An 11,259-nucleotide genomic window follows, 5' to 3' on the forward strand; every position below is an offset into this window, starting at 1 on the left:
TTTACTCAATGGTACGCGCCAGGACCTCCTCGAGGGTGGTGATTCCCTGGAGGGCCTTGTAGATGCCGTCCTCCCGCAGGGTTTTCATGCCCTTCTTACGGGCGATCTCCTTGATCTCCGTGGCCGACTTTCCGGCCACGATGGCATGGCGGATCTCGTCATTCACCACCAAAAGCTCGTGGATGGCGTAACGCCCCTTATAGCCCGTTCCCCCGCAGCGCTCGCACCCCATGCCCTTGTAGAGCTTGGCCCCTTGGATCTCCTCCGGGGAAAGGCCCAGGCGCCGCAGGACCTCGAGGTCGGGTTTCACCTCCACCTTGCAGTGGTCGCAGATCCTCCGCACCAGGCGCTGGGAGAGCACCCCGATGAGGGCGGCGGAGATGTTGAAAAGCTCCACCCCCATCTCGTCCAGGCGGGTGATGGCCTGGGCGGCGTCGTTGGTGTGCAGGGTGGCGATGACCAGGTGGCCGGTGAGGGCGGCCTCGGTGGCGATCTTGGCGGTTTCCGAGTCCCGGATCTCCCCCACCATGATGATGTCCGGGTCCTGCCTCAAAAAGGCCCTAAGGGCCCGGGCGAAGGTGAGCCCAGCCTGGGGGTTCACCTGGGTCTGGTTGATGCCGGGGATCTCGTACTCCACGGGATCTTCGATGGTCTGGGTGTTCTTGTCGGGGGTGGCGATGCGCTTGAGGATGGAGAAGGTGGTGAAGCTTTTGCCGCTTCCGGTGGGCCCGGTGATGAGGAAGATGCCGTAGGGCTTGGAGATCACCTCCTGGAAGCGCTCAAAGACCCCGGGGGCGAAGCCCAGGCCCTCGATCTCGGGGATGTCGGCGGCCTTCTTCAAAAGGCGCATCACCGCCTTTTCCCCGTAGACCGTGGGCAGGGTGGAGAGGCGGAGGTCCACGTCGATGGCCCCTTCCCGGTAGCGCACCCGCCCGTCCTGGGGCAGGCGCCTTTCGGCGATGTTGAGGCCCCCCATGATCTTGACCACGCTGATGATGGAGTTTAGGGCCCCCTTGGGCAGGGTGGTGTACTGGCGCAGGGTGCCGTCGATGCGCAGGCGCACCAGCACATCCGACTGCCGGGGTTCTATGTGGATGTCGGAGGCATCCTGCAGGAAGGCCTCCCGGATCACCTGCTTGACGAACTTTTGGGCGGCGCTCTCGTCCAGCTCCGAAAGGGCAGGCGCCTCCTCTTCCTGCTGGTACCCCTTGGAGAGCTCCTTGGCCAGTTCTCCGAGCTCCTCCTTGCCGTAGAAGCGCTCGATGAGCTTGGTGATGGCCGCTTCTGTGGCTACTGCGGGCACCACCTCGTAAGTGAGGCCCTTCCGCTTCAGGGCCAAGCGCACGTCGTCCAGGGCCAGGATGTTCCTGGGGTCCTTCATGAGGAGGACCAGGGTTTTGCCCTCCAGGCGGTGGGGGAAGAGCCCGTAGCGCCGGGCCAGGTCCTCGGGGAGGAGGAGGGCGGCCCCGGGGTCCGGGGGGTTCTCCTCGGGGTTGATGTAGGCGTAGCCCAGCTGGGCGGCTACCGCCTGGGCCAGGGCCTCGGGTTTGAGCTTGCCCGAGGCCACCAGGGTGTCCTCGAGGCGCCCTCCGCCCTGGCGTTGCTTTTTCAGGGCCTCCTCCACGTCCTCGGGCCGGGCCAGGCCCAGCTCCACCAGGATCTCCCCCAGGGGCTTGGCCTTGGGCAGGCGTCGTTGCACCTCGAGGGCCTCCCTTAAATCCTCGCGACTCAGGCGCCCCTCCTGGACCAGGACCTCCCCCAGGCGGCTTTTTTCCGGATAGGCCTTGTGGAAAAGGGCCTCCCACTCCTTGGGAAGGGTGAGGAGGAAACGGGCAGGGCGCCCAAGGAGCTCCGCCACCGCTTCCTTGTGCCGGGGGTCGGCCAGGACCACCTCCACCTCCCCATCCCGGAAGGCCACGGGCACGGCGCTATAGCGCAGGGCATCCAAGCGGAGGAGAAGGCTGGCGGCGGCGGGGTCGGGGGATAGGTCCTGGGTGGAGGGGAGAAACTCCATTTCCTTCTGTTCCGCCAAAACCCGGTAGAGATCTTCCTCGGCCAGCCCCTTTCGCACCAGGATGCGGCCCAGGAGATCCCCGGTTTTTTCCTGCTCCACCAGGGCTTCCTCCAGGGTACTCCGGTCCAGGAGACCCTTCTCCACCAGAAGCTCGCCCACCTTTAGCTCCTCCCGGCTGGGGCCGCTGGGAGGAGGGGGTAGGGGTAGGCCGAGCTCCGGGTAGTTCTTGGCCAAGGCATAGAGGAAGGCGCTCCTGGTGGCCTGGTAGGGTTCCACCACCATCCCGGTGAGGTCCTCCACCTCCTCGAGGGCCAGGGTGTCCAGGGGGTTCACGAAGGCCACCCGCACCACCCCTGCCTCCTCGTCCAGGGCGAAGGGGATGGCCTGGAGCTCCTTGGCCTTCTCCGCCGGTAGGAGGGCCTTCACCTTGGGGGGGATCTCCAGGGTGTGGAGCTCCACCAAAGGGATGCCGAAGTGGTCCTCGATGGCCTGGGCGATGCGCCTTTCCGAAAGCAGTCCCGAGTCCACGATGACCTCCGCCAAGGAACCCCCCACCTCCCGGTGCTTTTCCAGGGCCATCTGTAGCTCCTCGTCGGTGAGGAGGCCAGCATCCAACAGGATGGCCCCTAGCCGTTTGTCCCCGATGGTGAGCACGCTCATCCCAATCCTCCCCGTGGTCTTCTGAATGGAGTCTCCAGCATCCGTATGAAACGGGTGTAAAAGAATTCCCTTTCCCGCAAGGGGGGTACCAAAACAGTATAGGCTCCCACCAGGTTGCCCCCAAGGACGTCGGTGAAGATCTGGTCCCCCACCACCGCCACCTCCTTGGGAGGAAGGCCCAGGGCCTTCAGGGCCCTTTGAAACCCAAGCCAGGGCTTGAGGGCGGGGGCGTGGCCGGGGAGGCCCAGCCTTTCCTGGATCCGGGCGAAGCGGTCGGGGAGGGCGTTGGAGAGGAGGTAGACGGGAACCTCGGCCTTTAGGGCCTCCAGCCAGGCCCGATGCTCGGGCAAGGGTTCCTCCTCCCCGTAGGGCAGGAGGGTGTTGTCCAGGTCCAGGATCACCCCCTTAAGGCCCCGTTCCTTCAGCCACTGGGGGGTGAGGTGGAGGAGGGAGGGCAGGACCGCCCGGGGGAAGAGCATAGCCTTATTGTGGCACGGCAGGGTGAACAGACCCTTGACGGGGAAGCATGACGAGCCCCCACATCCGCCCCGTCTTCCCCCGGTCGCGGCGGTGGGAGAAGAGGGTGGGTTCGCAGTGGGTGCATAGGCCTGCCCGGTAGATCCTTTCCGGGGAAAGCCCAGCCCTTTCCGCCTGGAGGAGGAGGGCCCTTTCCAGGTCCAGAAGGTACTTGCCCGGGGCTTTAGGGTCCGGGGTAAAGGTGTTTAGGCCCGCTTGGGCAAACCGCTCCGCCACCTCCTCCCCCACCTGGTAGCACCGGCCCCCGATGCCAGGGCCGATGGCCAGGTGGGCCTCCTTCGGATCCAGCCCCAGCCTTTCTAGGAGCCCTAAGGCTCGAGGTAGGATGCCCCCTACCACCCCCCGCCAGCCGGCATGCAGGGCCGCCACCGCCCCTTCTGGGTGGTAAAGCAGAAGGGGGTAGCAGTCCGCCACCCCCACCCGGAGGAGGAGTCCGGGGGTCTGGGTGAGGAGGCCATCCCCTTCCCAAACCCCGGGGCCTTCCACCAGGTGGATCGCCGTGCCGTGCACCTGCTTGAGCCCGGCCACGGGGGGATGGCCAAAGAGGGACAGGACCCGCCTTTGGTTCTCGGCCACCCGTTCGGGCTCGTCCCCGGTGGCGGCGGAGAGGTTCAAGCTCTGAAAGGGTCCTGGGGAGACCCCGCCTAAGCGGGTGGTGAAACCGTGGGGCACGGGCAGGGGGGTGGTGAGGAGGGGAACCATGCCTCTATTGTGCCCTGGGGTTCCGCAAAGTGTACTCTTACCCCTATTCTTCACAGGCTCATGTGTATACTATAGCCCCATGAAGACAGACCGGAACCAGCTCCGCTTCAACCAGGTTCTCCTCACCCTACTCCTCCCCCTGGCGGCGCTTTTGGACCTGCCCCTTCTGGTCTATCTCCTCTTCCTCCTCATGGTAAGCCAACACACCCCTTGGGATCTGATGGGGGTCCTGAAGCGAGCCCTGGGCATCCCGGCCAGGCTGGTGGAGGAGGACCCCAGGCCCCACCGCTTCGCCCGCACCCTGGGGGCGGTGTTTTTGGGGCTTGCCTCCCTCTTTCTCCTCCTTGGGCTCAAGGGGGTGGGGTACGCCTTGGCCCTGTTGGTGGCCCTATTGGCCTTCGTTAACCTGGCCTTCGGCTTCTGCCTGGGTTGCTTCCTCTACCTGCACCTGCGCTACGCCCGGGCCCTTTTCACCGGGAAATAGCCTCCAGAAGGCGCACCATTTCTATGGCGGTGAACACCGCCTCGGCTCCCTTGTTCCCCGCCTTACCCCCGGCCCTTTCCTGGGCCTCCTCCGGGGTATTGGTGGTGAGGACACCGAAGACGATGGGTTTTTCCGTCTGGAGCATGGCCTGCATGAGGCCAGAAGCGGCCTGGGCGGCCACGTACTCGAAATGGGGGGTTTCCCCCCGCACCACGGCCCCCAGGGCCACCACCGCGTCCACGTCCGAGCGCTGGGCCAGGCGCTTGGCCACCAGGGGGAGCTCAAAGGAGCCCGGCACCCAGGCCACGAGAACCTCGCCGGGGTCCCCGCCCAGGCGGGCGTAGGCCTCGAGGGCCCCTTCCAGGAGGAGCTTGGTTACCCGCTCGTTGAAGCGGCCCACGGCGATGGCCAGGCGAACCCCTTTGGCGGTGAGGATGGGGGAGAGGGTCTTGGGCTTCATGGTCCCAATATACTTTGGGGGTGGAGCGGTATCTCCTGGTGGCCTTGGGCGGGGCCTTGGGCTCCGCCTTGCGCTACGGGCTTGGGGCCTGGGTGCAGGCCCTTACCGGGCCCAGCTTCCCCTATAGCACCCTCTTGATCAACGCTTTGGGCAGTTTTCTCATCGGCGTGGTGATCCGCCTGTCCCTGGAGGGGGCCCTGTCCGGGGAGGGGCGCCTCTTCCTGGCGGTGGGGGTGTTAGGGGGGTTCACCACCTTCTCCACCTTTAGCTACGAGACCCTGGCCCTCATCCAGGACGGCGAGGCGTGGAGGGCTTTTTTATACGTCTTTTTCAGCGTCTTCCTGGGCCTTTTCCTGGTGCTTCTGGGCTACCGCCTGGGCGGGGTCCTGGTAGCCTAGGGGTATGAAGCTGGAAGGGGAGGCCAAGCTCCTGCGCATCTTCGTGGGGGAGTCGGACCGGCATGGGGGGAGGCTCCTCTATGAAGCCATCGTCCTCGAGGCCAAGCGCCAAGGCCTGGCCGGGGCTACGGTGTTCAAGGGCTTCATGGGCTTTGGTGCCCACTCCCGTATCCACACCGCCAAGGTGCTCCAGCTCTCCGAGGACCTGCCCGTCATGATCGAGATCGTGGACACCGAGGAGAAGATCCGGGCCTTTCTGCCCGCCTTGGAGGGGATGGTGAAGGAGGGGCTGGTGACCCTGGAAAAGGTGGAGGTCATCTGCTACCGAAGCCGGTGATCCAGGGCGCCTTCTTTCCCCGTGGGCTGGTCTAGCCTAAAGGTATGGAGAGGATTCCCCCGGGCCAGGTGGTCACGGAGCGGTTCCCCATCCTCACCTATGGGGAGGAGCCCAGGGTTTTCCCCGAGGAGTGGCGGTTTTCCCTCTTCGGCCTGGTGGAGGAGTCCTTTACCCTCACCTACCCGGAGCTCCTCCGCCTGCCCCAGGTGGAGGTGGTGCGGGACTTCCACTGCGTCACCCGCTGGAGCCGCCTGGATGTGGCCTGGCGGGGGGTGCGGGTTAAGGACCTTTTGCTGAGGGCCAAGCCCAAGCCCCAGGCGGTGGCCGCCTTGGTCCACAGCTACGGGGGCTACACCACCAACCTCTTCCTGGAGGACCTCTTGCGGGAGGATGTCCTCCTCGCCCATACCCTTTTCGACAAGCCCCTGCCCTTGGAGCGGGGTGGGCCGGTGCGCCTCTTGGTGCCCCACCTCTACGCCTGGAAAAGCGCCAAGTGGGTGCGGGGCATTGAGCTTCTGGACCATCTGGAGCTGGGGTTTTGGGAAAAGCTGGGTTACCACTTCCGGGGCGACCCCTGGCGGGAGGAGCGCTTTCAGGAAGGCCCCATCCCCGCGGCGAGCCTGCGGTTCCCAAGCCGGAAAGGAGGGAGGGAAGGATGACGGCTCTGGAGCAAGCCCGTCTGGATGTGGAGGAGGCCTTGCGCCGTTACTGGGAATGCGTGAAGGCGGAGGAGGAGGAGTACGCCGAGGACTACGAGCGGGTCACCTTTATGGAGTACGAGGCCCCCGCCCCCGATCCCTGCGCCGAGGCCTTTTCCCGGCTGGTAGCGGCGGTGCGGGCCTACGAGAAGGCCTCGGGGCGGCGGGATGACCTGGACCTGGGCGCGCTGAGGAACCGGGTCTACGAGGCCCTGGACAAGGGGTAGGCTTGAGCCCTACCTCCCTGGAAGTAGTGGGCCTCTTGGTATCCGAGGTTGAGGAGAAGATCCACCGTCTCCTTAAAGGCGTACCCCACCTGGGGGGGCTGGTGGGCGTCGGAGCCCAGCACCACCCCGATCCCGAGCTCCCGGGCCCGCCGTAGGAGGGCGGGGGCCGGGTAGATCTCCAGGGCCGGGTTCCGGAGCCCGGCGGTGTTCACGTCCAGGAAAAGCCCCTCCTCCGCAATGGCCCTAAGGGCGGGTTCGGCCAGCTCCACCAGGGCTTCCTTCGGAAGACGGTGGCCGAACTTCTTGGGCAGGTCCAGATGGCCGATGGCGTGAAAGAGGCCGCTTCTTGCCGCTTTTTCCACCTCCTGGAAGTAGGCTTGGAAAATCCCCTTCAGGTCCCGCCAGGTGTACTCCTCCTGGTGGTCGGGATGGTCCAGGGGCCAGGCCCCCAGGTAGTGGACGCTGCCGATCACGTAGTCAAAGGGGTAGCCTTTAAGCAGGATCCGCACGAACTCCTCCGTGCCCTCGTGGAAGTCGGCCTCGAGGCCGATCCCCACGTAAAGGTCCGGGTGGTCCTCCCGGATTTTCTCCAGGGCCAGGAGGTAAAAGGGTAGGGCCTCGAGGCGCATGCGGCTCATGGGATCGTACCAGGAGGGCATGGGGCTGTGGTCGGTGAAAACCAAGCCCTTTAACCCCGCTTTCCGGGTGTAAAACAGGTACTCCCCCGGGGCCCCCTGGGCATGGCCGCAAAGAGGGGTGTGGACGTGGCTATCCACCATGTACCGATTCTATCCGAAGAAGGGTTCCCTCCCAGGTGTAGGCGACCACCCCTTGTCCCAGGGCCTGGGATAGGTCCAGGGAGAGGAAGGGGTCCTCCAGGAGCCCCCCTTCGGGCGGAGGGAGGGTGGTCACCTCCTGCACCAGGACGGGCAGGGATGGGGGAAAAAGGGTGGGGTAGCGTTCCAGGATGGCTTCCGCCCGGAAGGCTTCAGCCCAAACCCGCTTTAGGGCGAAAAGGGCCTCCTGTGGGTTCCGGGCCAGGTGGTAGGTTCCCTCCCCTTCCCGGCGGACGAGGAAGGGCCCTCTACCCTGGAGAACTTCCAGGAACATTTCGGACCGCTCGGGGAGGAGGTAGCTTTCCCGCACCGCCCGCTTTGCCTCCTCCACCGCCAGCAGCAACCTCTCCTCGTCTATGCGCACGCCAAAGACCCCCTGAAAAAGCCTTCCGATGCGCTCGAAAAGGTTGTTTAGGCGGGCGAACTCCTCCCAAAGCCCCACCACCCAGGTTCCCCCCACGGGGAAACCCAGGTCCTGGGCCCGCTTCAGGAGAAACACCTCCCCCTGGCCTGCCGCTTGGGCCAAGGGGCTTAGCTCAAACAAAGCGTACCCCTTCGGCCCGGGTCACCTTCCCCTGGTAGAGGAAGGTGATCTGGCGCAAGGCGGCCTGAAGGTCAAAGGGGGTGAGGGCGCTGGTGGCGTCCTCCGGGAGGACCACCCGGTACCAGCGAAGGGCGGCGGAGCCCGCGGTGTGGAGCACGCAGATGTTGGCCACGGTGCCCGTCACCACCACGTTCTTCACCCCCCAAAGGTGCAGGTAGTGGTCCAGGGGGGTGCCGTAGAAGGCGTCGTAGCGCACCTTCTGGAGGATCAAGTCCCCCGGTTCAGGGCGGAGATCCTCCAGGATCTCCGCCCCCCAGGTGCCCGCCACCGCATGCCGGGGCCAGATCTGGAACTCGGGGTCGTCCTCCCGGTGCCAGTCCTGGGTGTAGACCACCCTTGCCCCTGCCTGACGCGCCCTTTCCAGAAGAAGCCGGATGGCCGGGACGCTTTTGGGGGCATCGGGCACGAAAAGGGCACCTTGAGGGTGGGCGAAGTCGTTTTGCATGTCCACCACGATCAAGGCGGTTTCCCTGGCGGGAAGCTCCAGGCCTTCCACCTTGGGGATTTCCGGAACCTCTACCATACCCTTATTTTGCCACCTTGACCAGGGGGAGGGGAGGGGCTACACTCTAGCGCATGAAAATACGGGACCTCCTTAAGGCGCGCAAGGGGCCCCTTTTCTCCTTTGAGTTCTTCCCCCCCAAGACCCCGGAGGGGGAGGGGGCCCTTTTCCGCACCATGGAGGAGCTCAAGGCCTTCCGGCCCGCCTTCGTCTCCATCACCTACGGGGCCATGGGGAGCACCCGGGAAAGGAGCGTCCTCTGGGCGGAGCGGATCCTGGGCCTAAAGCTAAACGCCCTCGCCCACCTTACCGTGGCCGGGCAAAGCCGGAAGGAGGTGGCGGAGGTCCTGGACCGCTTCGTGGCGGCGGGGGTGGAGAACATCCTGGCCCTCCGGGGCGATCCGCCCCAAGGGGAGAGGATCTTCCGTCCCCATCCCGAGGGTTTCCGCTACGCCGCCGAGCTGGTGGCCCATATTCGCGCCCGCTATGGGGAGGGGCTCTCCGTGGGCGGGGCCGCCTACCCCGAGGGGCATCCGGAAAGCGAGAGCCTCGAGGCCGACCTGCGCCACTTCCGGGCCAAGGTGGAAGCGGGGCTGGACTTCGCCATCACCCAGCTTTTCTTCAACAACGCCCACTACTTCGGTTTCCTGGAAAGGGCCCGGCGCGTGGGCATAGGAATCCCCATCCTCCCCGGCATCATGCCCATCACCAGCTACGCCCAGCTCCGCCGCTTCACCGAGGTCTGCGGGGCCAGCATCCCCGGGCCCCTCCTTTCCAGGCTGGAAAGGTACCAGGAGGATCCCAAGGCCATCCTGGAGATCGGGGTGGAACACGCCACCCGCCAGGTGGCGGAGCTTTTAGAGGCCGGGGTGGAGGGAGTGCACTTTTACACCCTCAACAAAAGCCCGGCCACCCGCATGGTTCTGGAGAGGCTTGGCTTTAAGCCAAAGCCTTAGACCCCCAGGGCCTCCCCGAAGGTGGCCAGGTGGGCCGCCTGGCCCCGCTGGGCAAGAAGCCGCTGAAGCTCCCCTAGCTTCTCCTCCTCCCCGTGCACCAGGGCTACCCGGGGTTGCCCTTCCAGCCAGTCCAGAAGCTCGTCCTGCCCCGCATGCCCCGAGAAGCCGCCCAGGGTGTGGACGCTGGCCCTAAGGGGTACCTCCTGCCCCAGGAGGTGGATGCGCTCGGGCCTTTGGATGATCTCGGCTCCTAGGCCCCCTCGAGGCTGGTAGCCCACGAAGACCAGGGTGTTCCTGGGATCGGAAAGGCCGTGCTTCAGGTGGTGGAGGATCCGTCCCCCGGTGAGCATGCCGCTTCCCGCGATGATCACCATGGGGCCGGGCTCGCGGTTTAAGGCCTTGGATTCCTCCACGCTTTCCACCAGCCGAAGCCCCCGGGGGCGGAAGGGATTCTTCCCCGCCAGGAAGTAGGCCTGCACCTCCTCGCTGAAGTAGCGCACCAGCCGGGGATAGAGGTCAAGGACCCGCTCGGCCATGGGGGAGTCCAGGTAGATGGGGGCCTCAGGCAGACGGTGGCCGTTTTCGTAGAGGAGGAAAAGGATTTCCTGGGCGCGCTCCACGGCAAAGGAGGGGATGAAGACCTTGCCGCCTTGGCCCAGGGTTCGTTCCAGGATTTCCAAAAACTCCTGCACCGTGGCGGCGAAGGAGCGGTGGGGCCGGTCCCCGTAGGTGCCCTCGCAGAGGATTAGATCCGCCCTGGGAGGCAGGGAGGGATCGGGGAGGACGGTCTTTTGCCGGTTGCCCAGGTCCCCGCTGTAGACCAGGGTCTTTCCCTCTCCCTGAACCACCACAAAGGCGCTTCCCGGAAGGTGTCCCGCCTGGCCGAAGGTGAGGGTAAGGTCCCCTAGCCTGAGCCATTCCCCGTACTCCAGGGGGCGGACGTGGCGGAGGGCCTCCTCCACATCCTCCTCGTCGAAAAAGGGGGTTTCCATGACCTTTAGGGCGTCCTGGAGGACGATCTGCATCAACAAGAAGGTGGCCTGGGTGGCGTAGACCGGCCCCCTGTACCCCTCCCGGAAAAGCTTGGGCAGACGGCCCACGTGGTCCAGGTGGGCGTGGGTGAGGACCACCGCGTCCACCGCCTGGGGGTCAAAGCCAAAGGGGGCGTGGTTCTTCTCCTCCTCGCGCCCCTGGAACAGGCCGCAGTCCAGGAGGACCCGCCTGCCCTCGGCCAAGAGGAGGTGGCAGCTTCCCGTGACCTCCCGAGCGGCGCCAAAAGGTACGATGCGCATGCCTTTATCTTGACACTCACCCGTGGGTGTGCTAGCCTATTCCCTCGGACAGGGTCCTATCCCCCGTCCTGCCACCCTAGCTCAACAGGCAGAGCACCCGACTTGTAATCGGGGGGTTGGGGGTTCAACTCCCCTGGGTGGCTCCAAGCGGGCGTGGGCAGGTGCCCGAGCGGCCAAAGGGGACGGTCTGTAAAACCGTTGGCGCATGCCTTCGCTGGTTCGAATCCAGCCCTGCCCACCAAAGGTGTGCCCAGCACACCCCCATGCGGGAGTAGCTCAGTTGGTAGAGCATCGGCTTCCCAAGCCGAGGGTCGCGGGTTCGAGTCCCGTCTCCCGCTCCACGAGCTCGCGTAGCTCAGCAGGTAGAGCACACCCTTGGTAAGGGTGAGGTCGCCGGTTCGAGCCCGGCCGCGAGCTCCATCTTTTTGTCTGCCCTGGGCTTAAGGCCCCCAGGGCGGCTTTTGCGTGCAAGAAAGAAGGAGGAACCATGGCCAAGGGCGAGTTTATCCGTACGAAGCCTCACGTGAACGTGGGGACGATTGGGCACGTGGA

14 protein-coding genes and 4 tRNA genes are annotated in these 11,259 nt (G+C 65.4%); 10 read left to right on the forward strand and 8 right to left on the reverse strand.

What is annotated here, in order from left to right:
* Position 1 precedes the first annotated feature (1 nt).
* From pilB to pgeF, 3 genes are read right to left on the reverse strand one after another with little or no spacing between them, the layout of a single operon-like run.
* On the reverse strand, positions 2 to 2,674 hold the full coding sequence (pilB, locus tag C2847_RS03825; RefSeq protein ID WP_105317153.1) for a type IV pilus assembly ATPase PilB: 2,673 nt from the start codon (positions 2,672 to 2,674) through the stop codon (positions 2 to 4).
* Complete coding sequence (locus tag C2847_RS03830; protein WP_105317154.1) at positions 2,671 to 3,153, reverse strand: YqeG family HAD IIIA-type phosphatase; 483 nt, start codon at positions 3,151 to 3,153, stop codon at positions 2,671 to 2,673. The genes pilB and C2847_RS03830 overlap by 4 nt, the downstream gene beginning before the upstream one ends.
* A gap of 4 nt (positions 3,154 to 3,157) precedes the next feature.
* On the reverse strand, positions 3,158 to 3,913 hold the full coding sequence (pgeF, locus tag C2847_RS03835) for a peptidoglycan editing factor PgeF (protein ID WP_105317155.1): 756 nt from the start codon (positions 3,911 to 3,913) through the stop codon (positions 3,158 to 3,160).
* A 79-nt stretch (positions 3,914 to 3,992) separates the two neighbouring features.
* Here pgeF and C2847_RS03840 point away from each other — a divergent pair, with 79 nt between their 5' ends.
* Positions 3,993 to 4,397, forward strand: a complete 405-nt coding sequence (locus C2847_RS03840; RefSeq protein WP_105317156.1) for a DUF4395 family protein — start codon at positions 3,993 to 3,995, stop codon at positions 4,395 to 4,397.
* Here the strand turns inward: C2847_RS03840 and ribH are convergent.
* Entirely contained in the window at positions 4,384 to 4,857 is a 474-nt protein-coding gene (gene ribH / locus C2847_RS03845) for a 6,7-dimethyl-8-ribityllumazine synthase (RefSeq protein ID WP_105317157.1), read from the reverse strand. The two genes, C2847_RS03840 and ribH, sit on opposite strands and share 14 nt — an antisense overlap.
* A gap of 20 nt (positions 4,858 to 4,877) precedes the next feature.
* On the opposite strand from ribH, the gene crcB reads away from it, so the two are divergent.
* The 4 genes from crcB to C2847_RS03865 are packed head-to-tail and all read left to right on the forward strand — an operon-like array spanning position 4,878 to position 6,517.
* On the forward strand, positions 4,878 to 5,255 hold the full coding sequence (gene crcB, locus C2847_RS03850; protein ID WP_038071939.1) for a fluoride efflux transporter CrcB: 378 nt from the start codon (positions 4,878 to 4,880) through the stop codon (positions 5,253 to 5,255).
* 4 nt (positions 5,256 to 5,259) lie between these two features.
* On the forward strand, positions 5,260 to 5,592 hold the full coding sequence (locus C2847_RS03855) for a DUF190 domain-containing protein (protein ID WP_105317158.1): 333 nt from the start codon (positions 5,260 to 5,262) through the stop codon (positions 5,590 to 5,592).
* Between the two features lie 44 nt (positions 5,593 to 5,636).
* Positions 5,637 to 6,251: a sulfite oxidase-like oxidoreductase gene (locus tag C2847_RS03860; RefSeq protein WP_105317159.1), complete on the forward strand. Its 615-nt coding sequence runs from the start codon at positions 5,637 to 5,639 to the stop codon at positions 6,249 to 6,251.
* Positions 6,248 to 6,517 (forward strand): hypothetical protein, encoded by a 270-nt coding sequence (locus tag C2847_RS03865; RefSeq protein WP_105317160.1) that lies wholly within the window; start codon positions 6,248 to 6,250, stop codon positions 6,515 to 6,517. Before C2847_RS03860 ends, C2847_RS03865 begins: the two co-directional genes overlap by 4 nt.
* Here the strand turns inward: C2847_RS03865 and C2847_RS03870 are convergent.
* From C2847_RS03870 to C2847_RS03880, 3 genes are read right to left on the reverse strand one after another with little or no spacing between them, the layout of a single operon-like run.
* Positions 6,493 to 7,296, reverse strand: coding sequence for a histidinol-phosphatase HisJ family protein (locus C2847_RS03870; RefSeq protein ID WP_105317161.1), 804 nt, complete (start codon positions 7,294 to 7,296; stop codon positions 6,493 to 6,495). The two genes, C2847_RS03865 and C2847_RS03870, sit on opposite strands and share 25 nt — an antisense overlap.
* A complete protein-coding gene (locus C2847_RS03875) occupies positions 7,286 to 7,897 on the reverse strand; it encodes a hypothetical protein (RefSeq protein ID WP_105317162.1) in 612 nt (203 codons plus the stop codon). The genes C2847_RS03870 and C2847_RS03875 overlap by 11 nt, the downstream gene beginning before the upstream one ends.
* Positions 7,890 to 8,480, reverse strand: coding sequence for a nicotinamidase (locus C2847_RS03880; protein WP_105317163.1), 591 nt, complete (start codon positions 8,478 to 8,480; stop codon positions 7,890 to 7,892). The genes C2847_RS03875 and C2847_RS03880 overlap by 8 nt, the downstream gene beginning before the upstream one ends.
* Positions 8,481 to 8,533: 53 nt before the next feature.
* Between C2847_RS03880 and metF the strand changes: the two genes are divergently transcribed.
* On the forward strand, positions 8,534 to 9,415 hold the full coding sequence (gene metF, locus C2847_RS03885; RefSeq protein WP_105317164.1) for a methylenetetrahydrofolate reductase [NAD(P)H]: 882 nt from the start codon (positions 8,534 to 8,536) through the stop codon (positions 9,413 to 9,415).
* On the opposite strand, the gene C2847_RS03890 is transcribed toward metF, so the two are convergent.
* Positions 9,412 to 10,707 carry an MBL fold metallo-hydrolase gene (locus tag C2847_RS03890; protein ID WP_105317165.1) on the reverse strand — a complete coding sequence of 432 codons (1,296 nt, stop codon included), beginning with the start codon at positions 10,705 to 10,707 and terminating at the stop codon, positions 9,412 to 9,414. The two genes, metF and C2847_RS03890, sit on opposite strands and share 4 nt — an antisense overlap.
* Before the next feature lie 70 nt (positions 10,708 to 10,777).
* Here C2847_RS03890 and C2847_RS03895 point away from each other — a divergent pair.
* The 4 genes from C2847_RS03895 (at position 10,778) to C2847_RS03910 (ending at position 11,127) form a co-directional block, all read left to right on the forward strand.
* Positions 10,778 to 10,853 (forward strand) — tRNA-Thr (locus C2847_RS03895).
* Positions 10,854 to 10,862: 9 nt separating this feature from the next.
* Positions 10,863 to 10,948: transfer RNA gene (locus C2847_RS03900), tRNA-Tyr, on the forward strand.
* A gap of 24 nt (positions 10,949 to 10,972) precedes the next feature.
* Positions 10,973 to 11,048, forward strand: a tRNA-Gly gene (locus C2847_RS03905).
* A 3-nt stretch (positions 11,049 to 11,051) separates the two neighbouring features.
* A tRNA-Thr gene (locus tag C2847_RS03910) sits at positions 11,052 to 11,127 on the forward strand.
* Positions 11,128 to 11,259: the final 132 nt, after the last annotated feature.

This window comes from Thermus tenuipuniceus (assembly GCF_002964845.1).
Taxonomy (GTDB): Bacteria; Deinococcota; Deinococci; order Deinococcales; family Thermaceae; genus Thermus; species Thermus tenuipuniceus.